Genomic DNA, 20,311 nt, shown 5'->3' on the forward strand with positions numbered 1-20,311 from the left:
GGTTCTGCTCATCCTCTGGTGGGTCGCGGCAACCCTTGGTGGAGCGAGCTTCTTCGTTCCTACCCCGGCAGACTTGGGCAAGACCTTCATCGAGACCTGGGTTGGCGAACGCATGTTCACCGACGTCCTGCCAAGCGTCCAGCGCCTGGTTCTCGGCGTGCTCGGGGCCATTGTGCTCGGTGTGCTGCTCGGGTTGCTCGTCGGCATGAACCGCACCGCCCGGGCGATTACCGAACCGGTGTTCGAGTTCTTCCGTGCTTTGCCGCCGCCGGTGCTGATTCCGGTGCTGATGCTCTTGGTTGGCATTAACGACGGCATGAAGATCGCGGTGATCATCTCCGGCGCGATTTGGCCGGTGCTGCTGAACACCATTGAGGGCGTTCGCGCCATCGATCCGGTGCAGAACGAAACCAGCCGCTCCTATGGCATCAGCGGTTTAGCCCGGATTCGCTACCAGGTGCTGCCAAGCGCCACCCCGACCATCATGGCTGGCATCCGCCAGTGCTTGTCGATCGGGCTGATCCTTATGGTCATCTCCGAGATGTTCGCATCCTCCTCCGGGCTGGGCTTCGCGATCGTCCAGTTCCAGCGTTCCTTCGCCGTACCGGAAATGTGGTCCGGCATCGTGGTGCTGGGCCTGATCGGGGTCATCATGTCATTTATATTCCAGTGGATCGAACGCCGCGTCCTGCGCTGGTACAACGGTCTGAAAGAGGTTGAAAATGCTGTCTAGCCAGAATGGAACCGCCGGCGGGCGCACCCTGCCAGAAGGCGAAGCGCTGCTCTCGGTCCGGGGGCTGAAGAAGGTCTACCACACCGACGGCGGCGATATCGAAGCGGTCCGGGACCTCACCTTTGACCTGGGGCATGGCGAGCTGGTGTGCCTGGTCGGTCCTTCCGGTTCGGGCAAGACCACATTGCTCAAGTGCATTGCCGGCTTGCTGGGCGCCACCAGCGGCGAGGTGCTGCTGGACGGGCAGAAAGTCACCGGACCGCCGAAGAAAATGGCCGTGGTCTTCCAAGAATACGGCCGGTCGCTGTTCCCGTGGCTGCGCGTGGCGGACAATGTCGAACTGCCGCTGAAGAACGCCGGCGTCCCGAAGGCCGAACGCAAGAAATTGGTGGACGACGCGCTGGAAGCCGTGGGGCTGAGCCATGTGCCCAAGTCCTACCCGTGGCAGCTCTCCGGCGGCATGCAGCAGCGCGTGGCGATCGCCCGCGCGGTGGCCTACCAGCCAGAGGTATTGCTGATGGATGAGCCATTCGCGGCCGTTGATGCGCAGACCCGCGCAGACCTCGAGGACCTGATCCGCAATGTCTGGAAGAAGCTGGGGGTCACCGTGCTGTTCGTAACCCACGACATCGACGAGTCGATCTACCTGGGCCAGCGCGTGATCATCTTGTCTTCTTCGCCAACCGTGGTGCAGGAGGATATCCTGATCGATCTGCCGGCGGAGCGCGACCAGCTGGAAACCCGGTCGCTGCCGCGATTCACCGAGCTTCGCCACCATGTCTACGCGGAAATCCAGAAGGCCAAGCAAGGGCATCGCCCCGAAGAGGCCAAGACGAAGTTCTTGACGAATCCCAAGTAGCGCTCTGAGCCGCCGATCCGTGCCGGGTCGGCGGCTTTATTGCGCCGGCCGGCAGCCTAGGGGTTCAGCAGGTCGATGAGTTCCAGCCCGCGCGTAGCCCACTGGATTTCAGCTTCTGCCCGGGCGATCAGGCCTTCATAGGTGAATCGTTTGTAGGCAACAGTGGCTTCCCACTCCTCGCGCGGCGTGTTCTTCAAGCGCTTGGTGAGCATGGAGTTGCTGCCTTGCTCCAATTCCGCGATGCGTTCTTGCCATTGGTTGAGCAATGACCGGTGATGAGCGATATGCCCGCGCATCTGCTCGCGCGCGGCCTCGGGTTCCGCCCATTCCAGGTAGGCAGCCTTGAGATGCGCGGGATCGCGGGTGCGTGCGTACTCCAGGGGCGTGTTCATCCAATCCTTGAATTGGGTGACGCCATCCCGGGTGATGGTGTATTGCCGTTTCTTTCCGCGTGGACCCCAAGGCACATCCTGCCCTGCAATGAGACCTTCGGATTCCATGCGTTTCAGCTCGGGGTAGATCTGCGAATCCGGGGCGTGCCAGACGTGCCCGACCGACGATTCGAAGACTTTGTACAGGTCATAGCCGGTCATTGGTTCAACTGTCAGCAGTGAAAGCAGCGCGTTGCGAAGACTCAAAACCGCCCCTTTCCAGAAATGTGTTGCGTATCACTATCTATATAGCTAGTCTAATGGCATGCGAACTATCTATGTGCATAGATAGTTTCTCATATTCCGCCTTTGGGCAAACCACATATTGGATCCGCCATCGCCGAGCACTGCCGGGTCCGCAATCGAGAGGACCGTCATGACCGAGGTTGCCGCCAAGAGCACCACCACCGCCAAGATCATGGACCATCCGCTGAATGCCTGGTACGTAGCCGCCTGGGATCACGAGGTCACCCGCAAGCCGATGTCGCGCACCATTGCCAAGCGCCCGGTTGCCCTGTATCGCACCGAAGATGGCAAGGCCGTTGCACTGGCTGACTCCTGCTGGCACCGCTTGGCTCCGCTATCCATGGGCAAAACCGTGGGAAAGGACGGGTTGCAGTGCCCATACCACGGCATCGTCTACAACTCCGCTGGCCGGTGCGTCTCGATGCCGGCCCAGGAAACCATCAATCCTTCGGCTACTGTTCCTTCCTTCCCTATTGTTGAGCGCTACCGCTATGTCTGGATCTGGATGGGCGACCCCACCTTGGCCGACCCGGAGCTGGTCCCGGACATGCACCAGATGTCTTCCGAACAATGGGCAGGCGACGGCATGACCATTGCCGCCGATTGCAACTACCAGCTGATCCTGGACAACCTGATGGACCTGACCCATGAGGAATTCGTGCATTCCTCCTCGATCGGCCAAGATGAGCTGAGCGACTCGGAATTCATCACCACTCATGAAGGCAACAAGGTCACCGTCACACGCTGGATGCACAATATCGACGCACCGCCATTCTGGCTGAAGAACATGCGCGACAAGTTCCCGGGTTTCGAAGGCAAGGTGGACCGCTGGCAGATCATCCACTTCGAAGCGCCGGCAACGATTACCATTGACGTCGGCGTAGCCAAGGCTGGAACCGGCGCGCCTGAAGGCGACCGCAGCCAAGGAGTCAATGGATTCGTCATGAACACGATCACCCCGGAAACTGATCGTTCCTCGCATTACTTCTGGGCGTTCATGCGCAACTACTGCCTGGACAGCCAGCTGATCACCACCCAGCTGCGTGATGGGGTGCATGGGGTCTTCGGCGAAGACGAGGCGATGCTCAAGGCCCAGCAGAAAGCCATTGATGCCAACCCAGACTACGAGTTCTACAACCTGAACATCGATGCCGGCGGCATGTGGGTTCGCCGCATTCTTGACGGCATGCTCGCCGCCGAAGCCAACCAGTCCGTCCGCGCCTAGCCGGCTCCCGCGCTCAAACTGAAAGGTTGGTGCCAACGCAATGGCAGCGACAAATATTGAAGTCTGGCAGGAAGCAGAAGTCACCGGCATCGCAGACGTGGCCGATGGGATCAAGCGCATCGAGCTTGCCCCGCAGCTGCCAAAGCGAGCCGAGCCTGGCTCGCACATAGATTTGAAGGTGCAAATCAACGCAGAGGATGCCAAGCGCTCCTACTCTGTGGTCGAGTCGAGCGCTGACGGAACAACGCTGGTGATCAGCGTGCTCAAGGCTCCGCTCTCCCGTGGAGGATCGACCTATATGCACGAGCTGGCAGTGGGAGACCGTTTGCAGATCACCCAGCCATTGCAGAACTTCCCGCTGCGCGTGGGTGCCAAGCACTACATCCTCTTGGCTGGCGGTGTCGGCATTACCGCCATGGCGAATATGGCTTCAGTGCTCAAGCGTTTGAATGCCGACTACACACTGGTGTTTGCCGGCCGCAAGCGTTCGGCCATGGCCTACTTGGCACAGCTGGAGGCGGAACACGGTTCTCGGCTGGAAGTGCACGTGGACGATGAAGGCACGTCCCTGTCGGTCAACGAGCTGCTGGAACGTGCCGGCGAGGAAACCGAACTGTACATGTGCGGGCCGATCCGGCTGATGGATGCAGTTCGACGTGGCTGGGCAGAACTCGAGCTGGATCCATCGGCGCTGCGCTATGAAACCTTTGGCAACTCGGGCTGGTACGACCCGGAGGAATTCACTGTCCGGGTTCCCAAGCTGAACCTGGAAGTGACCGTTCCCCAGGGGCGCTCCATGCTCGAAGCCTTGGAGGACGCCGGTGCGGACATGATGTCCGACTGCCGCAAGGGCGAATGCGGTTTGTGCGAGGTGCGCATTACCGAAATCACCGGACGGATTGACCACCGCGACGTGTTCTACTCCGAACGGCAGAAACGCCAGTCGAGCAAGATGAACTGCTGCGTTTCGCGAGCCATTACCTCGCAGACCGGTGCCAAGGCCGATGCCGCCCGCACCGGCGGACCCGCCGTGGTCACCATCGAACCGAACTAGCAAATTTCCCATCTTGGCACCCTCGCCGGCGGACCGAAACGGTTTCGCGGGCGGCTTGGTGCACCCTAAAACTGGAGATAGTTCCCCATGGACATCAAACAGAGAATTGAAAATTCACCGATGTCGGCCTTTCAATGGCTCGTCGTCGCAGTCTGCACCTTCTTGAACGCCCTCGACGGTTTTGATGTGTTGGCCATGGCCTTTACCTCAAATCAGGTTTCCGAAGAATTCTCGTTGAACGGCGCCCAGCTGGGCGTACTGCTCAGCTCAGGCCTCTTTGGCATGGCTGCCGGCTCATTGTTCCTGGCTCCATTCGCCGACCTGTTCGGACGCCGTCCGATGCTCTTGGGAACCACCGCGCTGGCATCGCTGGGCATGTTCCTCTCAGCCACCGCGGATTCCATGGCGAGCCTTGCCATCTGGCGTATCGTCACCGGCCTGGGAGTCGGCGGCATTCTGGCGTGCACCAACGTGATCACCAGCGAATACTCCAATGGACGCTGGCGAGGCATGGCGGTCAGCATCTACACCGCCGGCTACGGAGTCGGCGCCACCTTGGGCGGCATGGCGGCGGTCTCGCTGCAGGCCCATTACGGTTGGCGCTCGGTCTTCATTTTCGGAGGAGTGCTGACGATGGTCGCCTTCCTGGCTTTGCTGGCCGTCGTCCCCGAATCCGTTGACTTCCTGCTGACCCGGCGTACTGCGCGAACCGCCGAGAAGCTGAGCAAGCTGGCACGCAAAATGCACCTGGGTGCCGAGAACGTGGCCCTGCCAGAACAGGGCAGCTCCACATCTGGCCGAAGCCGCAACGCAGTCCTTGCGCTCTTCTCGCCGGATACACGCCGGGTGACCGCGGTGATCTGGGTGGCCTTCTTCGCGGTGATGTTCGGCTTCTACTTCGTGAACAGCTGGACCCCGAAGCTGCTGGTAACCGCGGGCATGACCGAAAGCCAAGGTGTGGTCGGCGGCCTGATGCTGACCCTCGGTGGCACCTTCGGTTCCCTGCTCTTCGGCGCTTTGACCACCAAGTGGGCCGTTCGCAAGGTGCTCATTGCGTTCACTGTACTTTCCTCAGTGCTCATGGTGGTGTTCATCTCGGCGGCAGGCATCCTTGCACTGGCCTTCGTCCTGGGTGTTCTGGTTGGCATGCTCATTAACGGTTGCGTAGCCGGCCTCTACACGTTGACGCCGTCCTCCTATGCACCGCAGTCACGTGGAACCGGCGTTGGCTGGGCTATTGGCATCGGCCGTTTCGGCGCGATCCTGGCTCCACTGGCTGCCGGCAGCCTGCTTGACGCCTCGTGGACCGCCGCCCAGTTGTACCTGGGCGTAGGCATTGTGGTGCTGTGCGCGGCAGTTGCGTTAATGATGCTGCGCGGCGGCGCGTCGCCTCACTCCCCGGAGAAGGAAACTTCGGATTCGGCAAGCACGAATTCCGCCAGCTAGGACATTTCTCAGCGGAGGGGCGGCGCCAACGGGCTTCGCCCCTTCAGCGTTTTAATGGCGCGTTTAGTCGGGGAGCGGTCAGTCTTTGATTCGCAGTGGCCACCTCGGATCTGGGCGGGTACTGGCCAAGGAATGGCGCTGCAGGCAGTGACTTGGGAGGTCCTGGTTCCAGAAGGCAAACGAATTAGAAGGACCACGATGGATCCCATCCAATCATGGCCGGCACGTGGATGGTGTGCGGCGTCCGGGTTCAAGCGAAATTCTCGGTCGCACGTGGACAACACTGGCGGGCTTGCCATCGAGACGAAGCCGGCTTGGCGCTTCATCATGAACAGATCCGCTCTTGGACTCTGGGGACGAGCCGCGCCTCAGGAAGAGCTCGGGGATGAAACCTGCCTGTTTGGGCAAGGCAGTGTCCGGTTGCTTGGCGGCAAGAGCGGCCGGCCAGGTCTGCCTGGCGGTGATGATGCACGAAATGCGCCTGGGCTGAGTGCTTTTCGGATAGTGCACCCGCGGATGAGTCGGGAACTGAAGTAGTCCGTGCCGTTGGATGGTGGAAACCAGAATGGCCCTGGCTACGACATTTTCATCCCGGAAGATCTCAACACGTTACTTGATCTGGAGCTACCTCGTTATCTCGCTCGAAACCGAGATCGGAGAGCAACCAACCACTTGTTTTCCGCCCGTTGTCGGAAGAAACGCAGACCAATTCATTGGTGGCATCAACTCCACAAGGAGTTCAGAGAAGTGCGATGGTCTCGGAAGCTATTGACTGCTTGCATTGCCAGTGGATGTAGCGCGTGTATCGAACAGCGGGATCCTGATTGCGCCTAGCGGTTGTCGCCCAAATGCATTGCACGGGAAATGCCCCGGGCTGCGGTGCGTAGCGCCAGAGCTGCGGACTGCAGTGTTCCAGAGTCGCGGGGAACAACCACCGAGATAACCGCAACCTGATAGCCCGCCTCGTCGAGGATCGGGGCGGCGGCACCGGTGGTTTCCGGGTCGATGAATCCGTCGAACGAGGCGAATCCGTTGCGTCGGATTTCCGCCATTTCTGCGCGGAGTTCAGGATGGGTGGCGGTCATCAGTTCGTGGTGGCGTTCCAGGAACCCGTGAATGGTTTCCGGCCGTGAAAAGGCCAAAAGTGCCATGCCCATCGAGGTTCGGTGCACAGGCATGCGTCCGGCGACATTCGCCTGATTGACAACGGAGCCCGGCCGCGAGAGACGCTCGATGATCAGCACCTCGTCCTGGTGCAGTACCGAGAGCTGGGTATTTTGCCCCAGCAGCTGGTTGATGTCCTCCATGAACGGCAATGCCGCGGTGCGAAGGTCCTGGGTGGCAGCGCTTCGATTGGCTAATTCCCAAAGGCGCAAACCCAGCCGCACCTGGCCAGACCCGTCTCGCGCCAGCAAGTCATGGGATACCAATTCATCGAGTAACCTGTACATGGTTGCTTTGGGGATGTCGGCACGCCGGGCCAGGCTGCTGACGCTGAGCGACTGATTGTTGAGATCAAAAGAATTCAGGATCCGAACCAAGCGGTCCAGCATAGTGTCCCCACTGGGCGAATTGGCCATGGAACTATTTTAGGGCAGTGGCTGCTTCGCTTCTCCTGCATCCAGGTGAGCGGCTCTGCGCTTTAGTGCAAGCAGGGTTCGCTATCGCGTCGAATTTCCCTTGTTCATCCAGAGTTAACATGGAATTTTTCCAGCGATTCACATTGAAAAGCGTAGCCAAAACATTATTTGAATAGTGGTCGTATTATCGAAATGCTTGATGTAATGTCGTTTTCGAACGCGGAAAAAACTCCAAGAAGGCGGCGGCAATGGTTCGGAATCATCAAGTGAAGCTTGCAGCTTTGATGGCTGCATTGACGCTGGCAGCCAGCGGTTGCGTCAGTGCATCCCAGGGAGGAGCCGGTGATCCTTCTGCTGGCACCGTGTCGCCCACGCCGAGCTCCCCGGAGCAAAATGCCGAAGTTCCGCAGCGCCCGGCGGTCCTCAGCGAGAAAACCGAGGAAGGGCTGCAAGGTGCCATGGAGTACTGGGTACAGCTGCTGAATTATGCGGTGGCGAGCGGTGACACCGCCGCACTCAAGGGCTTCTCGGCAGCGGACTGCACCTTGTGCCAGGAGCTAATCGCCCAGACCGACCAGGCCTATGCCAATGGCGGAAGCATTGACGAAGGCGAATTCAGGGTTATTGAAACCATGAGCACCCTGGACAAGTATCAAGCATCGCCGGGCGAGCCCAAGGTTGTGTTTGCCAGCTTTGGAATAGAGCGAGCCGCTGGCCAAGTCCTCGGTGCAGATGGAAAGGCGACCAGCGAAATTGAGCCGGTTTCCTGCATGGATTTTGAAGAAAATTGGGATGAGATCGCTTATGACGAGGATGGAAACTTCATTGGATCCATTTGCTCGCTAGCTGTGCAGGATCCGGCGTTCGACGAGTCTTCAGGATGGCAGCCGCTAAATGTCGCGATTAACGCGCAATAGCAATATGTGACTTGGAAAGTGCCCTGGCTGCTTCGGCAGCCGGGGCCTTTTGTGTGCGGGGAATCGGGTGGACCGCGAGGGAAATCTATTGAAGCTACGGGCATCAACTGCTAAAGTTCATTCTACGAACACAAGTTCACGATGTGAACATACCGCAGCGATGGAGCAGTGAGACGATGCAGCAGGCCTACCTATACGACGCAATCCGCACCCCCTTCGGCAAGATTGGCGGCGCGCTGTCCAGCCACCGCCCCGATGACCTGGCCGCCCACGTGGTGCGCGAGCTGGTCGCCCGGGCGCCGCAGCTGGATGTCGCGGATATCGACGAGTCGATCTTCGGCAACGCCAACGGCGCCGGCGAGGAAAACCGCAATGTGGCCCGCATGGCCACCCTGCTCGCCGGGTTGCCGACCTCGCTGCCGGGCACCACGATGAACCGCCTGTGCGGCTCCTCGCTGGATGCCTCGATCGCGGCTTCCCGCCAGATCGCCACCGGCGACGCGGACCTGGTCCTGGTTGGCGGCGTCGAATCGATGAGCCGTGCTCCATGGGTGCTTCCCAAGACCGAGCGTCCTTTCCCGATGAGCAATCTGGAACTGGCCAACACCACCCTGGGCTGGCGCCTGGTCAACCCGGCCATGCCGGGGGAATGGACGGTATCGCTGGGCGAGGCCACCGAGCAGCTGCGCGAGAAGCACGGCATCTCCCGCGAAGACCAGGATGAATTCTCCGCGGCATCGCACCAGCAGGCCGCGGCCGCCTGGGAGGCCGGAAAGTACGACAACTTGGTAGTACCGGTTCCGCCGGCGAACAAGCGCGGCACCCAAGTCACCCGCGATGAGACCATCCGTGCTGATTCCACCGCAGAAACCCTCGCCAAGCTGCGCACCGTGTTCCGCACCGGGGAGAATGCCACGGTGACCGCTGGCAACGCCTCGCCGATGAGCGACGGCGCCTCGGCGGCCTTCATCGGTTCCGAGCGCGGCGGCGAATTGCTGGGCGCCGATCCGATCGCCCGCATCGTCTCCAACGGCGCTGCCGCGCTGGATCCGCAGTTCTTCGGCTTCGCCCCGGTGGAAGCCGCCAACAAGGCTCTGACCAAGGCCGGCCTGAAGTGGTCGGATATCGCCGCGGTCGAGCTGAACGAGGCATTCGCGGCCCAGTCGCTGGCCTGCATCCGGGCCTGGGACATCGACCCGGCCATCGTCAATGCCTGGGGCGGGGCCATCTCCATCGGCCACCCGCTGGGAGCCTCGGGCCTGCGCATCCTGGGTACCGTCGCCCGCCGCCTGGCAGAATCCGGCGAGCGCTACGGGCTTGCCGCGATCTGCATCGGCGTCGGCCAGGGCCTGGCCGTCGTCGTCGAGAACGTGAACGCAACCAAGTAGCAGCTGGACGACGGGGGGATTTGAACCTCCGGTCCCACGACATCTTGAATCTAGAAAGGCAGCATCATGGCACCACGCATTGCCACCTCGGCCGCGGACGCCGTCGCCGAGATCACCGACGGCGCCACCGTCCTGATCGGCGGCTTCGGCAACGCCGGCCAGCCGATGGAACTGATCGACGCGCTCCTGGACTGCGGCGCGAAGGACCTGACGGTCGTGAACAACAACGCCGGGCAGGCCGACGCCGGCCTGGCCCTGCTGATCAAGGAACGCCGGGTCAAGAAGATCATCTGCTCCTTCCCGCGCCAGTCCGACTCCTGGCACTTCGATGAGGCCTACCGGGCCGGGGAAATCGAGCTGGAGCTGGTTCCGCAGGGCAACCTGGCCGAGCGCATCCGCGCCGCCGGCGCCGGCATCGGCGGGTTCTTCACCCCCACCGGCTACGGCACGCTGCTGGCCGAGGGCAAGGAAACCCGCGTGATCGATGGCAAGGGCTATGTGCTGGAAACCCCGATCCACGCCGATTTCGCGCTGATCAAGGCACTGAAGGCCGACACGCTGGGCAACCTGGTGTACCGCAAGACCGCGCGGAACTTCGGCCCGATCATGGCCACCGCGGCCAAGTCGGCCATCGTGCAGGTGGACGAGGTCGTCCAGGCCGGTTCCATCGATCCGGAAAACGTCATCACCCCGGGCATCTTCGTGGATACCGTGGTGGAACTGGGAGGACAGAAGTAATGAGCGCAATGACCACCACCGAAGCAAAGCTCACCCGCGATGAAATGGCGCAGCTCGTTGCCGCGGACATCCCGGCCGGAGCATTCGTGAACCTGGGAATCGGCCAGCCGACCAACGTCTCGAACTACCTCACCAAGGAACAGGGTGTCACCCTGCACACCGAGAACGGCATGCTGGGCATGGGCCCGGTGGCCACCGGCGAGGACATCGACCCGGATCTGATCAATGCGGGCAAGATCCCGGTCACGCAGCTGCCCGGTGCCTCCTTCTTCCACCACGCGGATTCCTTCGCGATGATGCGCGGCGGACACCTGGATGTGTGCGTACTCGGCGCCTTCCAGATCTCCAAGGATGGCGATTTGGCCAACTGGCACACCGGTGCCGAAGGCGCCATCCCTGCCGTGGGCGGCGCCATGGACCTGGCTATCGGCGCCAAGGCGACCTGGGTGATGATGAGCTTGTTCACCAAGGCCGGGGAATCCAAGCTGGTTGAAACGCTGAGCTATCCGGTCACCGGGCTGGGCTGCGTCTCGCGGATCTACACCGAAGTGGCCGTCTTCGAGCTGCGCGATGCCAAGGTCTTCGTGCGCTCCACCCATGGCATCAGCTTCGAGGAGCTGGCCGCCAAGGTCCCGGTGGAACTGACCCAGGCCTAGAAGACCCAGTAGATTAGTGGGGGTGCGCATCCGAGTCCCGGAAGTGCACCCCGCAATCATTTCCAGCGCGCAAGGAGCACGGTGAGCGAGCAGGCAGCAACAACCACATCGGTCCAGTCCCTGGCCCGCGGCTTGGCGGTCATCAGCAGCTTCGATGCAGATCACGCGTCAATGACCCTCTCCGAGGTCGCCGCACGCACTGCCCTGTCCCGGGCCACCGCCCGGCGGTTCCTGCTGACCCTGGTGGAGCTGGGCTATGTGCGCACCGACGGCAAGCATTTCGAGCTGACCAGCAAGGTCCTGCAGCTGGGGTACTCGTACCTGTCCAGCGCCACCTTGCCGCAGCTGATCGAACCGGTGCTTGAGGAACTCTCGGCTGCTGTGCATGAATCGGCCTCCGCTTCCATCCTGGACGGATCGCAGATCGTCTACATCGCCCGGGTGCATACCCGTTCGATCATGCGCGTGGGCATTTCGGTGGGCACCCGCTTCCCGGCGGCCAACACCTCCATGGGCCGGGTGTTGCTGGCCTACCAGCCCGAAGAAATCAGCGAGGCGGTGATCGCCGCCGGCGTGCACTCGGTGACAGGGCTGGGGATCGATCGCCCGGATCCGCTACGCGTTGAACTTCAGCGGATCCGTACCCAGGGCTATGCGGTGGTAGACCAGGAATTGGAGATCGGCCTGCGCTCGGTGGCGGTGCCGGTATTCAGCGCCGATGGCACCGTGGTCGCCGCGATGAACGTGTCGATGAGCGTGCGTCCCGATACTACGCAGAGCGCCGAACAGGCAGCCGAGGTGGTCTTGCCGCAGCTGCTCGAAGCTGCCGCGCAGGTACGCGAAGCCCTCGCCGCCAGCCGCTAGTACCCGCGGGGGTCAGGCGGTGGTCGGATCCCATTCGATGCCAGCACACGTGGTGATCGCGGCGAGCCGCGCAGGCCAGCACCAGTTGCTAGGGCTCGCGCACGTCCCGGCGGATCGGGTGCCCTTCGGGTACTTGCACCAGCACGATTCTGGTGCCGTCGGGATCCTGGATCCATGCTTCGATCAGGCCCCAGTCCTCCTTGCGCGCCTCGCGCTGCACCGTCGCACCGCAGGCCGCCAACTGTTCCAGCTCTGCCTGCACGTCGCGCACCTGCACCCACAGCACCAGCGTGGACGGCATCCCTGGCGGCCGGTGCCCGGAGACTTCCAGCAGGCCATTGCCCAGGAAGAACACCAAGCCCGGCTGCTGTGCCGGACCGAATTCCCGGGCCACGGCTAGTTGCAGCACATCTCGATAGAACTGCTGGGTTGCGGCCAGGTCAATTGGCCGCAGCAGCACCCTGCTGGAAAGAACGTCCATGGCCACCAATCTAATAGCTGGCAGGCGCTCTGCCTAGGTGCGAGCCAAGGCGCATCCCGGCATCGGCACGCACGCCAGGATGCGCCGATTCCCGCTTACAGGTAGCAGGAAGGGCGGTAGCCTGGATCGGCCGGACCATCCGTGTTCAGGGCGTTGAGCACCCAGCGGTGGACTACAGGATCATGGTGGTCCTTCGAGTAAAAGATGGGAGACACTTGCTACTGGCCGGTAGTAACACGAAATGATCACAGTAATTTTGGTTTCTGTCTAGGGTTTTCTGGCGACAAGGTTTTGCGTGAAGTAGGATGCGTTCCCTCCAGATTGCGCGAATTTTTCATGGAATGCCCGCAAGCCTTCGCACTAGCTTGAAGCCTGCTTTAGGCCGGAGTTATCCGAGGTGACTAGCTGGTTTTTGAGGCTCGCATGTGGTGGCCGGCAGAAGGGCGAGCGGGACTTGGGTGCTCTTCGCTTCAGATTTTCTGAGCGGGTGGCGCCCGGGGTACTGTGACGGATCGCGGTAATGGAATTTACTTGTATCTTCAATTAATTACGGTATGCTTGGCTTATTGAACCTTGTTGGGAACGCCGCCGGAAGGCTGTGATTCCACCATCGGGAACCGCCCGCAAACAACTTATGAGGAGTTGGCCTGCTATGAGCAACCTGTTGAGCGATGAGCGTTCCGCCAATTGGAGCAGCACCCCGGAATCCGGTGCCGTGTTGGTCTTCCTGCATGGCTTCGGCTCCAATGAACACGACCTGGGCTCGCTCGCCGAACCGCTGGGATTGGATCTGCCTTGGGCTTCGCTGCGCGCTCCGCTGGAATTGGGCCACGGCGGGGCCGCCTGGTTCCAGATCACCACTCCGGGCGTCCCCGACGCGGCGCCGGTGCAAGCGGCCACCGCGGCGATCTGGGCCTGGATCGATGCAAATGTAGACACCGCCACCAAGATCATTCCAGTCGGTTTCTCCCAGGGCGGGCTGATGGCCAGCCAGCTGCTGCGCACCCGGCCCGAGCGGGTGCTGGCCACCACGATCCTGGGCGGATTCGTCTTAGGCGGCACCCAGTCAGCCGATGAAATCATCGCCGCGCAGCGTCCAGCAGTGTTCTGGGGCCGTGGCACCGAAGACCGGGTCATTGCCCCGGTCGCCATTGAACGCACCACCAAGTTCCTGCCCGAGCATTCGACCCTGACCGCCCGCACCTACTCGGGGTTGGCCCACGGGATCAACATGGATGAACTGAACGACGTCCGCAGCCATATCACCGCGCAACTTGACCTGATACCGCTGGGCAAGTCCTGAAGCGCGGCTGGCGGGCAGCAGGGCCCGCCGGCCGGGATAACCTTGTGCCATGGACAATGTTGAGCAAGCACTGGGCAGAATCCGCGCGGCTATCGAGAAGCTGCACCTCGCAGCGGCCCAGGACCATGACGCGCAACGCGCCCATGCGGCTCGCTGGCTTGATGGCCTCTTCGAGGATATCGAAAGCCGAGAGCAACTGCGAGAGGCTTCCCGGAAGGCCTTGGAACTCTACCGCGGCGGCATGGGGTCCTTCCAGGATGTGGGAACCGCGGTCATGGATGACGCGGTGAGCGGACTGCGCCGAGCCTTGGGCTCCGCGCGCTCCTGGCTCTTGCGCAGCTAGGAGCGGCATCTGGCAGGGAGCAATCCCCGCGGCGCGTGCCGCTACGCGGCGACGGTTTCCTCGACGTCCCGGATCCTGGCATTTTCATCGGCCACGCGGGTTTTGCGCACGCTCCACGCGTGGGTCAGGATGACCAGCAGGATGCCGGGGATCAGCCAGAGGATTAGCCGCAGGAGATCCATGCCGATGGACTGCCCGGGGAAGTAGGCGAGGGTCTGCACTGCGTGCAGCCACCCGGCGCCATTCCAGAAGGTATTGAGTGCACCGTAGAATCCCGGCTGCATTTGCGGCTGGAAGATCCCGCCGGAACTGGTGAAATTCAGTGCGACGAAGCACAAGGTCAGCGTCGGGGTGGTCCAGTGGCGCAGCAGTGGATGCAGGCCCAGGCCCAGCAGGGTGATGCCGGCGGCGTAAACCCAGGAAATCAGCCAGATGCCCGCGTAATGATCCTCGATGATCCGGTAGACCGGGCCCGCGATCAGCACCGTGATTGTGGCAACCACCGCTGCGGCAACCGCCGCCATGGCGAAGCGCACGGGCAGCTTGACCTTGCCCATGAACCCGGCCAGCGGCACGGCGCTGGCGTAGCCGCCAATGCTCAAGGCGACCAGCAGGAAGAACAGCCCCTGCCCGGTGGTGTCCTGCTCGCCGGTGGGCACGACATCTTCGATGCGCAATGGCTGGCCTTGTTCGTAGGCCACCTCCAAGAAGACTTTCTGGGCGATATTCGCCGAGGTTTCCGACGCGGCGCTAGAGCTGTAGAGCGTTGCCGTGCCGCCGCTGGTTTCGTAGGCGGCCACGAGCTCGCGCTGCTCTACCAGTTTCCGGGCCTGGTCCGCATCGGCGACGGTGTGCACATTCAATGCACCGTCGGACCCATCCTGCAGGGTCTGGGCGAAAACCTTGGATTGCGCGGAATCGCCCACCACCGCCACCTGCACGTTGTGCGGACTGGGCGCGTGGAAGGCCCCCAGATAGAACAAGCCCATGATGGCGCACAGGAAGAACGGGATCAGCATGGTCAACACGAGCTTTCCCCAGCCCAGTGGTGCCGGCTTGGCTGCGAGGGACTTCTTCTTGGCCGGATTATCGGCATGCTTGGAAGCGGGGGATTGGCGCGGGGCGTTGTCGGTGAGAGTCATCAGCATTAAAGAATACGCTTAATGTTGCATGATGCAACATTGAGTGCCCGGCAAAGCCCTGCGTACTAGACTCGGAACATGGGCAAGGAACAGCGGGAAGCCGATATCCAATCGATCTTCCACCACATGCAAATGATTACCCGACGTGCCAATACGCGCTCACGCCAGTTGGCCGAGCCGCTGACACTCGTGGAGCATTCCCTGCTGCGCTTCATTGCCGATACGCCCGGAACCCGGGCCACCGACATTGCCGAGGCGTTCTCGCTGAACCGCTCGACAGTCTCCCGGCAGGTAGGCACGCTGCTGGACTTGGGATATATCGCCTATGATGATGCGGAATCCGGGCGCGGCCGCGTAGTGGAACTGACTGGCGTGGGCCGCGAGCGGCTTCAGGCTTCCGCCGCCGTGCACCGCGCTGCGGTAACCGATCGTCTGGAGGGCTGGAGCGAAGAGCAGATCTCGGCCTTTGCCAAAGCCTTGGAACGCTATAACGTTGCCGACTCGCAGTAGGTGCAGGGAAATCTGCAACTTGCCCTAGGCGATCCTGGCGAAACGCGGGCCGTTGTAGCCATCGCGTTCAACGTGCTCCGCAAACATCTCCAGTGGCCGAGCCCAGAAGCTGTAGTCATCGTAGAGCTTGCGGTAGAAGACCAGTGGCTCTTCGGTTTCGCTGTGCTTCCCCACGGCCAGCACCTCGTAGCGCTGACCCTTGAAGTGCTGGTAAATTCCGGGTTCGATGCTCAACCTGGTGGCCTTTCTGATCAATGATGGTGCTGGAAAACTTACCGCGGTCCGTGCCCGGTGCCGCCGCTGCGCTGGACCAGCAGGTGCTCCAGGATCGGATCCAGGACGGCCAGCCCGTCTTTCACTCCGCCGGTGGACCCGGGCAACGTGATGACGAAGCTGTTGCCGGAGAATCCTGCGACCCCGCGGGTAATGATGGACAGCGCGGTGGTCGCTTCTCCGCGCCGGCGGATGGCCTCGATGATTCCGGGCAGCTGGACGTCCAGCAGCGGGGCAACCATTTCGGGGGACTGGTCATCGGGTGAGACCCCGGTCCCGCCGGTCACGATCACGACCTGCGCGTCGTTGGCCAGCAGGTCATCCACGGCAAAACGCACCGGCTGCCCGTCGGCCACCACCGTCGGCTCGCCGGTCTCGAAGCCGCGCTCGGACAGCCACCGGGTGATCAGCGGACCGGTCTTGTCTTCGGCGGTGCCTGCTGCGGCACTGGTCGAAGCAACCACCACGGCCGCCATGCGGCTAGTCTCCACGAACCCAGTCACCGCTCTTGCCGCCGGACTTCGCCAAAACCTTCACCGAGCGGACCTCGGCGTGCTTGTCCACGGCCTTGACCATGTCGTAGAGGGTCAGGGCCGCAACGCTGGCCGCGGTCAACGCTTCCATCTCCACCCCGGTGACGCCCTTGGTGGTCACCTGGGCGGTGACGCGCACCGCGGATTCCTCGGCGGTGAAATCAATGGACACCTTGGAAATCGGCAGCGGGTGGCACAGCGGAATCAGTTCCCAGGTGCGCTTGGCCGCCATGATGCCAGCGACCCTTGCGGTGCCCAACGCCTCGCCCTTGGGCAACTGCCCGGTCATCAGCATCGGGACAACATCCGGGCGGGTGGCGAAGATGGCTTCTGCGGTGGCCACGCGCTTGGTGACGGCCTTGTCGCTGACATCGACCATATGGGCGCTGCCGTCTTCGCGCAGGTGGGTGAGTCTCTCAGACATTCATGCTCCAAATTTCGATGCTTTGGCCGGCAGCCAACTGGCTGACGCCTACCGGGATATGCACCAGCGCATCGGCGCGGGCCAGATCGTGGACCAGGTGGGATCCCGGATCCAGGATGGCGACCTGGCCATCGCGGATCAGCGCGCGGCGCACCTGGTGCTTGTGCTCGGGGGAACTGGCATCGGCTGCCAGCGGGTAGTGCCTGGGCAAGGGCTCTGGCAGGGCATTGAGCTGTCGCAGCAGCGGGGCCAGGAACAGTTCTGCCGACAGCAGGGCACTGACCGGGTTGCCCGGGAAGCACAGCACCGCTGCCTTGGCCAGTCGGGCGAAGCCTTGCGGACCGCCGGGCTGGATGGCCACATGATGGAAAACCCCGCCTAGCGGCGACAGCGCTTGGCGGACCACCTCGTAAGCTCCGGCGCTGATACCGCCCACGGTTACGATCAGGTCAACCTGTTCCTGCAAGACATCGATGGCCAGGGCGAAGCGCTGCGGATCATCGGGCAGCTGCAAGGTGCGCACCTGCACCTGATAGCGGCGCAGCCAGGCTGCGAGCATAGGGGAATTCGAGTCCGGGATCTGGCCCTGGGAACGCTGTCCATCGCTGAGCTCATCGCCGGTAGTGCACACGGCCACCTTCAAGGCCCGGCGCACCGGTACTTCACGCAGCCCGCTGGAAACCAGTGCAGCAATCATGGTCGGGGTCAGCCGGGTTCCGGCCTTGGCCACCAAGGCGCCGGTTTCGAGATCACCGCCGGCGGGGCGGATGAAGCGGCCCGCGGCGCTGGGGGCCGAGAATTCCGCGTGGCCGCTGGGGGTGCCAAAGCCGGCACGAACCAATTCCGGGAAAGCGCCAGAGCCGCTTTCCTCGATGGGGATGACGGTGTCAGCACCCAGCGGGATCATCGCACCGGTCATCACCGGACTGACCGTGCCTTCAGCCAGGGATATTTGCCGATCGCCGGCAGCAGCCGTGAAACCCAATGGCAAAGAGATGGGGGAGCGGAGCGAGGCTGCTGCCAGATCCGCGCTGCGCGCAGCGTAGCCATCCATCTGCGAATTGGTGAACGCAGGGATGGGCAAAAGGGCGTACTGGTCCTCGCTGAGGATTCGATCGCTGGCCTCAGGGCTATCGATGGGCAGCACTTCATTGTCCAGGCAGGCGAAGACCGGGGACAGCAGCTCTTCAAGTTCCGCGCGATGGCTTTCCAGAGTGCAGGACATGGACTATCCGCCTGCGAACGGCGGCAGGACATCCACGGTCAGATCGTCGGCAGTGCCCAGCTCGCCGGCATCGCGGCGCACCACGCCGTTGATCAGGAAACTTCCGGCGCGCAAAACCTGGGCCATTTCAGGTCCGTAGGAATCGATCAGTTCGCTACGCAGCCTGGCGAGTGTATCGGGGCGTTCCCAGCTCTCCTGCTCGCAGCCCGCTGCTGCCGCCGCGGCAGCGAAGTAGCGTATCGTAATCTTCGACATGACTTCATGCTATCGCGCCTAGGCGATAAGGAGCACGATGAAAAGCGAACGCGACTTTCCCGCGCTTGTGGCCCCCGGGCCGCCACTGAGCGGCGAACAGGCTGCTCGCGCTGCACGCCAACTCTCGTTGCCCGGATTTGATGACACTGCGCAGCGCAGGCTGGCTGCCGCCCGGGTACTGGTTATCGGCGCCGGAGGGCTGGGCAGCGCCAGCGTCCCGTATCTGGTCGGAGCGGGAGTAGGCTCCATCGGCATCGTGGATGATGACGTGGTGGAGCTATCCAACCTGCACCGCCAGGTCACGCACACCACCGCTAATATCGGCTTGGCCAAGACCGCTTCCCTGGCGCAGGCCGCCACGGCGCTGGACCCCAATGTGAAGATCATCGAGCACAACCTGCGCCTGGATTCATCGAATGCGCTTCAGATCTTTGCGAATTATGACCTCGTCATCGATGGCAGCGACAACTTCCCGACCCGGTACCTGTCCAATGACGCCGCGCAGCTCACCGGCATCCCGCTGATCTGGGGATCGATCCTGCAGCATCATGGACAAGTTTCCGTGGCCTGGCATGAGCATGGTCCGGGTTACCGCGACCTGTTCCCGGTCCCGCCTGCCCCGGGCACCGTGCCGGATTGCGCGGCCGGGGGAGTATTGCCTGGATTGTGCGGAACCGTCGGTTCGCTGCTGGCTACCGAAGCCTTGAAGCTGATCGCCGGAATCGGTGCCCCGCTGGTGGGCAAGGTGCTGATCTACGATGCGTTGGCGGCTAGCACCCGTACCCTCGAATTCTCCCGTGATCCCCAAGCAGGCGAAGTCACCGACCTGATCGATTATGTGCTTTTTTGCTCGGGAACGCTGCCTGAAGCTGAAGGCATCGGCGCCGAGGCGCTCGCCGAAGCACTAACTGGTGATGCAGCTCCGGTTTTATTGGACGTGCGCAATGATGACGAACGCGCGCAACAGCACATCACCGGGTCCCTGCACCTTCCGCTGCCCCAGCTGGAAGCAGCCATCGAATCCGGGGCCGAACTGGAACAGATCCCGGCACAGGTGACGGTTTACTGCGTCCGTGGCCCGCGCTCGCAACGCGCAGCATCCTTGCTCGCAGGACGAGGCATCAAAACAAACTATCTTGAAGGCGGGCTTCCCGCTCTGGCCGCCGTGGCCCCGCAGCTACTGACCGAACCCGCACATACCGAAGGAACCCGATCATGAGCTACGCGCTGATTACCGAAGAACCTATCGACGAGGCTGCCGTCCGCGATGCCGTGCAGTCTGATACCGCCGGTGCGCTGGTGATGTTCCACGGGATCATCCGCAATCACGATGGTGGCCAGTCGGTGAATTCCCTGGACTACTCGCATCACCCGCAGGCTCAAGAATTCTTGGAGAAGATTATTGCCGAAGAAGAACGCACCGGCCTGAAGCTCTCGGCTGTGCACCGCGTGGGTCCGCTAAAGATTGGCGATGCCGCGCTGGTGGCTGCCTCGGCGGCTGCGCACCGCAAGGAAGCCTTCGACGCAATTGAGAACCTGGTGGAGCGCATCAAGGCCGAGGTCCCGATCTGGAAGAAGCAGCACTTCACGTCCGGCAGCTCCGAATGGGTGGGGCTGTAATCGTCTTGAACCCGGTCAAGGACAGTTGGGTGGATCTCGATTTGTTGGATTGCACGACAGGCCTC

24 protein-coding genes are annotated in these 20,311 nt (G+C 62.2%); 15 read left to right on the forward strand and 9 right to left on the reverse strand.

What is annotated here, in order from left to right:
* The first annotated feature begins 10 nt into the window (after positions 1–10).
* Both ACIOTN_RS10500 and ACIOTN_RS10505 read left to right on the forward strand, forming a co-directional pair.
* The gene (locus ACIOTN_RS10500; RefSeq protein WP_402697430.1) at positions 11–733 is read left to right on the forward strand and encodes an ABC transporter permease; all 723 of its coding nucleotides are present in this window, start codon (positions 11–13) and stop codon (positions 731–733) included.
* Positions 723–1,592, forward strand: coding sequence for an ABC transporter ATP-binding protein (locus ACIOTN_RS10505; RefSeq protein ID WP_102598621.1), 870 nt, complete (start codon positions 723–725; stop codon positions 1,590–1,592). The genes ACIOTN_RS10500 and ACIOTN_RS10505 overlap by 11 nt, the downstream gene beginning before the upstream one ends.
* Before the next feature lie 56 nt (positions 1,593–1,648).
* Here ACIOTN_RS10505 and ACIOTN_RS10510 read toward each other — a convergent pair whose 3' ends face one another.
* On the reverse strand, positions 1,649–2,230 hold the full coding sequence (locus ACIOTN_RS10510) for a PadR family transcriptional regulator (RefSeq protein ID WP_102598620.1): 582 nt from the start codon (positions 2,228–2,230) through the stop codon (positions 1,649–1,651).
* 169 nt (positions 2,231–2,399) lie between these two features.
* On the opposite strand from ACIOTN_RS10510, the gene ACIOTN_RS10515 reads away from it, so the two are divergent.
* From ACIOTN_RS10515 to ACIOTN_RS10525, 3 genes are all read left to right on the forward strand, one after another.
* Positions 2,400–3,494 carry a Rieske 2Fe-2S domain-containing protein gene (locus ACIOTN_RS10515; RefSeq protein WP_102598619.1) on the forward strand — a complete coding sequence of 365 codons (1,095 nt, stop codon included), beginning with the start codon at positions 2,400–2,402 and terminating at the stop codon, positions 3,492–3,494.
* Between the two features lie 40 nt (positions 3,495–3,534).
* Positions 3,535–4,548, forward strand: coding sequence for a PDR/VanB family oxidoreductase (locus ACIOTN_RS10520; protein ID WP_105662450.1), 1,014 nt, complete (start codon positions 3,535–3,537; stop codon positions 4,546–4,548).
* Between the two features lie 120 nt (positions 4,549–4,668).
* Positions 4,669–5,994, forward strand: coding sequence for an MFS transporter (locus ACIOTN_RS10525; RefSeq protein WP_286134683.1), 1,326 nt, complete (start codon positions 4,669–4,671; stop codon positions 5,992–5,994).
* An 830-nt stretch (positions 5,995–6,824) separates the two neighbouring features.
* Here ACIOTN_RS10525 and ACIOTN_RS10530 read toward each other — a convergent pair.
* Positions 6,825–7,574, reverse strand: coding sequence for an IclR family transcriptional regulator (locus ACIOTN_RS10530; RefSeq protein ID WP_105662452.1), 750 nt, complete (start codon positions 7,572–7,574; stop codon positions 6,825–6,827).
* A gap of 266 nt (positions 7,575–7,840) precedes the next feature.
* Between ACIOTN_RS10530 and ACIOTN_RS10535 the strand changes: the two genes are divergently transcribed.
* The 5 genes from ACIOTN_RS10535 to ACIOTN_RS10555 all read left to right on the forward strand — a co-directional run bounded on the left by ACIOTN_RS10535 (position 7,841) and on the right by ACIOTN_RS10555 (position 12,137).
* Positions 7,841–8,491 carry a DUF6318 family protein gene (locus ACIOTN_RS10535; protein ID WP_105662453.1) on the forward strand — a complete coding sequence of 217 codons (651 nt, stop codon included), beginning with the start codon at positions 7,841–7,843 and terminating at the stop codon, positions 8,489–8,491.
* A 176-nt stretch (positions 8,492–8,667) separates the two neighbouring features.
* The gene (locus ACIOTN_RS10540) at positions 8,668–9,879 is read left to right on the forward strand and encodes a thiolase family protein (protein WP_105662454.1); all 1,212 of its coding nucleotides are present in this window, start codon (positions 8,668–8,670) and stop codon (positions 9,877–9,879) included.
* A gap of 66 nt (positions 9,880–9,945) precedes the next feature.
* The gene (locus ACIOTN_RS10545; RefSeq protein WP_105662455.1) at positions 9,946–10,617 is read left to right on the forward strand and encodes a 3-oxoacid CoA-transferase subunit A; all 672 of its coding nucleotides are present in this window, start codon (positions 9,946–9,948) and stop codon (positions 10,615–10,617) included.
* The gene (locus tag ACIOTN_RS10550) at positions 10,617–11,273 is read left to right on the forward strand and encodes a 3-oxoacid CoA-transferase subunit B (protein ID WP_105658562.1); all 657 of its coding nucleotides are present in this window, start codon (positions 10,617–10,619) and stop codon (positions 11,271–11,273) included. The genes ACIOTN_RS10545 and ACIOTN_RS10550 overlap by 1 nt, the downstream gene beginning before the upstream one ends.
* An 81-nt stretch (positions 11,274–11,354) precedes the next feature.
* Positions 11,355–12,137 (forward strand): IclR family transcriptional regulator C-terminal domain-containing protein, encoded by a 783-nt coding sequence (locus ACIOTN_RS10555; protein WP_365943073.1) that lies wholly within the window; start codon positions 11,355–11,357, stop codon positions 12,135–12,137.
* 88 nt (positions 12,138–12,225) lie between these two features.
* Here the strand turns inward: ACIOTN_RS10555 and ACIOTN_RS10560 are convergent, their stop codons facing one another.
* Positions 12,226–12,618, reverse strand: a complete 393-nt coding sequence (locus ACIOTN_RS10560) for a VOC family protein (protein ID WP_105662458.1) — start codon at positions 12,616–12,618, stop codon at positions 12,226–12,228.
* A gap of 652 nt (positions 12,619–13,270) precedes the next feature.
* Between ACIOTN_RS10560 and ACIOTN_RS10565 the strand changes: the two genes are divergently transcribed.
* Together ACIOTN_RS10565 and ACIOTN_RS10570 are read left to right on the forward strand one after the other, a co-directional pair.
* Complete coding sequence (locus tag ACIOTN_RS10565; RefSeq protein ID WP_402735315.1) at positions 13,271–13,921, forward strand: alpha/beta hydrolase; 651 nt, start codon at positions 13,271–13,273, stop codon at positions 13,919–13,921.
* A 49-nt stretch (positions 13,922–13,970) separates the two neighbouring features.
* Complete coding sequence (locus ACIOTN_RS10570) at positions 13,971–14,264, forward strand: DUF6966 domain-containing protein (RefSeq protein ID WP_105658559.1); 294 nt, start codon at positions 13,971–13,973, stop codon at positions 14,262–14,264.
* Positions 14,265–14,305: 41 nt separating this feature from the next.
* On the opposite strand, the gene ACIOTN_RS10575 is transcribed toward ACIOTN_RS10570, so the two are convergent.
* On the reverse strand, positions 14,306–15,412 hold the full coding sequence (locus ACIOTN_RS10575) for an ABC transporter permease (RefSeq protein ID WP_105662460.1): 1,107 nt from the start codon (positions 15,410–15,412) through the stop codon (positions 14,306–14,308).
* Between the two features lie 72 nt (positions 15,413–15,484).
* Here ACIOTN_RS10575 and ACIOTN_RS10580 point away from each other — a divergent pair, with 72 nt between their 5' ends.
* On the forward strand, positions 15,485–15,916 hold the full coding sequence (locus tag ACIOTN_RS10580; protein WP_105662461.1) for a MarR family winged helix-turn-helix transcriptional regulator: 432 nt from the start codon (positions 15,485–15,487) through the stop codon (positions 15,914–15,916).
* Between the two features lie 24 nt (positions 15,917–15,940).
* Here ACIOTN_RS10580 and ACIOTN_RS10585 read toward each other — a convergent pair whose 3' ends face one another.
* From ACIOTN_RS10585 to ACIOTN_RS10605, 5 genes are read right to left on the reverse strand one after another with little or no spacing between them, the layout of a single operon-like run.
* The gene (locus tag ACIOTN_RS10585; protein WP_013347838.1) at positions 15,941–16,150 is read right to left on the reverse strand and encodes a DUF1653 domain-containing protein; all 210 of its coding nucleotides are present in this window, start codon (positions 16,148–16,150) and stop codon (positions 15,941–15,943) included.
* A gap of 38 nt (positions 16,151–16,188) precedes the next feature.
* Entirely contained in the window at positions 16,189–16,680 is a 492-nt protein-coding gene (locus ACIOTN_RS10590) for a molybdenum cofactor biosynthesis protein B (RefSeq protein ID WP_105658556.1), read from the reverse strand.
* Positions 16,670–17,146, reverse strand: a complete 477-nt coding sequence (gene moaC, locus ACIOTN_RS10595; RefSeq protein ID WP_105658555.1) for a cyclic pyranopterin monophosphate synthase MoaC — start codon at positions 17,144–17,146, stop codon at positions 16,670–16,672. The genes ACIOTN_RS10590 and moaC overlap by 11 nt, the downstream gene beginning before the upstream one ends.
* Positions 17,139–18,371 carry a molybdopterin molybdotransferase MoeA gene (locus tag ACIOTN_RS10600; RefSeq protein WP_105662463.1) on the reverse strand — a complete coding sequence of 411 codons (1,233 nt, stop codon included), beginning with the start codon at positions 18,369–18,371 and terminating at the stop codon, positions 17,139–17,141. The genes moaC and ACIOTN_RS10600 overlap by 8 nt, the downstream gene beginning before the upstream one ends.
* Positions 18,372–18,374: 3 nt before the next feature.
* The gene (locus tag ACIOTN_RS10605; RefSeq protein ID WP_105658553.1) at positions 18,375–18,626 is read right to left on the reverse strand and encodes a MoaD/ThiS family protein; all 252 of its coding nucleotides are present in this window, start codon (positions 18,624–18,626) and stop codon (positions 18,375–18,377) included.
* Between the two features lie 37 nt (positions 18,627–18,663).
* On the opposite strand from ACIOTN_RS10605, the gene ACIOTN_RS10610 reads away from it, so the two are divergent.
* Both ACIOTN_RS10610 and ACIOTN_RS10615 read left to right on the forward strand, forming a co-directional pair.
* Entirely contained in the window at positions 18,664–19,845 is a 1,182-nt protein-coding gene (locus ACIOTN_RS10610) for a ThiF family adenylyltransferase (RefSeq protein WP_105658552.1), read from the forward strand.
* Positions 19,842–20,246: a molybdenum cofactor biosynthesis protein MoaE gene (locus ACIOTN_RS10615; RefSeq protein ID WP_105658551.1), complete on the forward strand. Its 405-nt coding sequence runs from the start codon at positions 19,842–19,844 to the stop codon at positions 20,244–20,246. The genes ACIOTN_RS10610 and ACIOTN_RS10615 overlap by 4 nt, the downstream gene beginning before the upstream one ends.
* Positions 20,247–20,311: the final 65 nt, after the last annotated feature.

The organism is Glutamicibacter sp. NPDC087661, assembly GCF_044743275.1.
Lineage (GTDB): Bacteria > Actinomycetota > Actinomycetes > Actinomycetales > Micrococcaceae > Glutamicibacter.

Bases quoted from the DNA above. Each gene is read 5' to 3' on its own strand.
- ACIOTN_RS10505 (WP_102598621.1), top strand. From the start codon at position 723: ATGCTGTCTAGCCAGAATGGAACCGCCGGCGGGCGCACCCTGCCAGAA.
- ACIOTN_RS10515 (WP_102598619.1), top strand. From the start codon at position 2,400: ATGACCGAGGTTGCCGCCAAGAGCACCACCACCGCCAAGATCATGGAC.
- ACIOTN_RS10520 (WP_105662450.1), top strand. From the start codon at position 3,535: ATGGCAGCGACAAATATTGAAGTCTGGCAGGAAGCAGAAGTCACCGGC.
- ACIOTN_RS10525 (WP_286134683.1), top strand. From the start codon at position 4,669: ATGTCGGCCTTTCAATGGCTCGTCGTCGCAGTCTGCACCTTCTTGAAC.
- ACIOTN_RS10530 (WP_105662452.1), bottom strand. From the start codon at position 7,574: ATGGCCAATTCGCCCAGTGGGGACACTATGCTGGACCGCTTGGTTCGG.
- ACIOTN_RS10540 (WP_105662454.1), top strand. From the start codon at position 8,668: ATGCAGCAGGCCTACCTATACGACGCAATCCGCACCCCCTTCGGCAAG.
- ACIOTN_RS10545 (WP_105662455.1), top strand. From the start codon at position 9,946: ATGGCACCACGCATTGCCACCTCGGCCGCGGACGCCGTCGCCGAGATC.
- ACIOTN_RS10550 (WP_105658562.1), top strand. From the start codon at position 10,617: ATGAGCGCAATGACCACCACCGAAGCAAAGCTCACCCGCGATGAAATG.
- ACIOTN_RS10560 (WP_105662458.1), bottom strand. From the start codon at position 12,618: ATGGACGTTCTTTCCAGCAGGGTGCTGCTGCGGCCAATTGACCTGGCC.
- ACIOTN_RS10565 (WP_402735315.1), top strand. From the start codon at position 13,271: ATGAGCAACCTGTTGAGCGATGAGCGTTCCGCCAATTGGAGCAGCACC.
- ACIOTN_RS10570 (WP_105658559.1), top strand. From the start codon at position 13,971: ATGGACAATGTTGAGCAAGCACTGGGCAGAATCCGCGCGGCTATCGAG.
- ACIOTN_RS10575 (WP_105662460.1), bottom strand. From the start codon at position 15,412: ATGCTGATGACTCTCACCGACAACGCCCCGCGCCAATCCCCCGCTTCC.
- ACIOTN_RS10580 (WP_105662461.1), top strand. From the start codon at position 15,485: ATGGGCAAGGAACAGCGGGAAGCCGATATCCAATCGATCTTCCACCAC.
- moaC (WP_105658555.1), bottom strand. From the start codon at position 17,146: ATGTCTGAGAGACTCACCCACCTGCGCGAAGACGGCAGCGCCCATATG.
- ACIOTN_RS10600 (WP_105662463.1), bottom strand. From the start codon at position 18,371: ATGTCCTGCACTCTGGAAAGCCATCGCGCGGAACTTGAAGAGCTGCTG.
- ACIOTN_RS10605 (WP_105658553.1), bottom strand. From the start codon at position 18,626: ATGTCGAAGATTACGATACGCTACTTCGCTGCCGCGGCGGCAGCAGCG.
- ACIOTN_RS10610 (WP_105658552.1), top strand. From the start codon at position 18,664: ATGAAAAGCGAACGCGACTTTCCCGCGCTTGTGGCCCCCGGGCCGCCA.
- ACIOTN_RS10615 (WP_105658551.1), top strand. From the start codon at position 19,842: ATGAGCTACGCGCTGATTACCGAAGAACCTATCGACGAGGCTGCCGTC.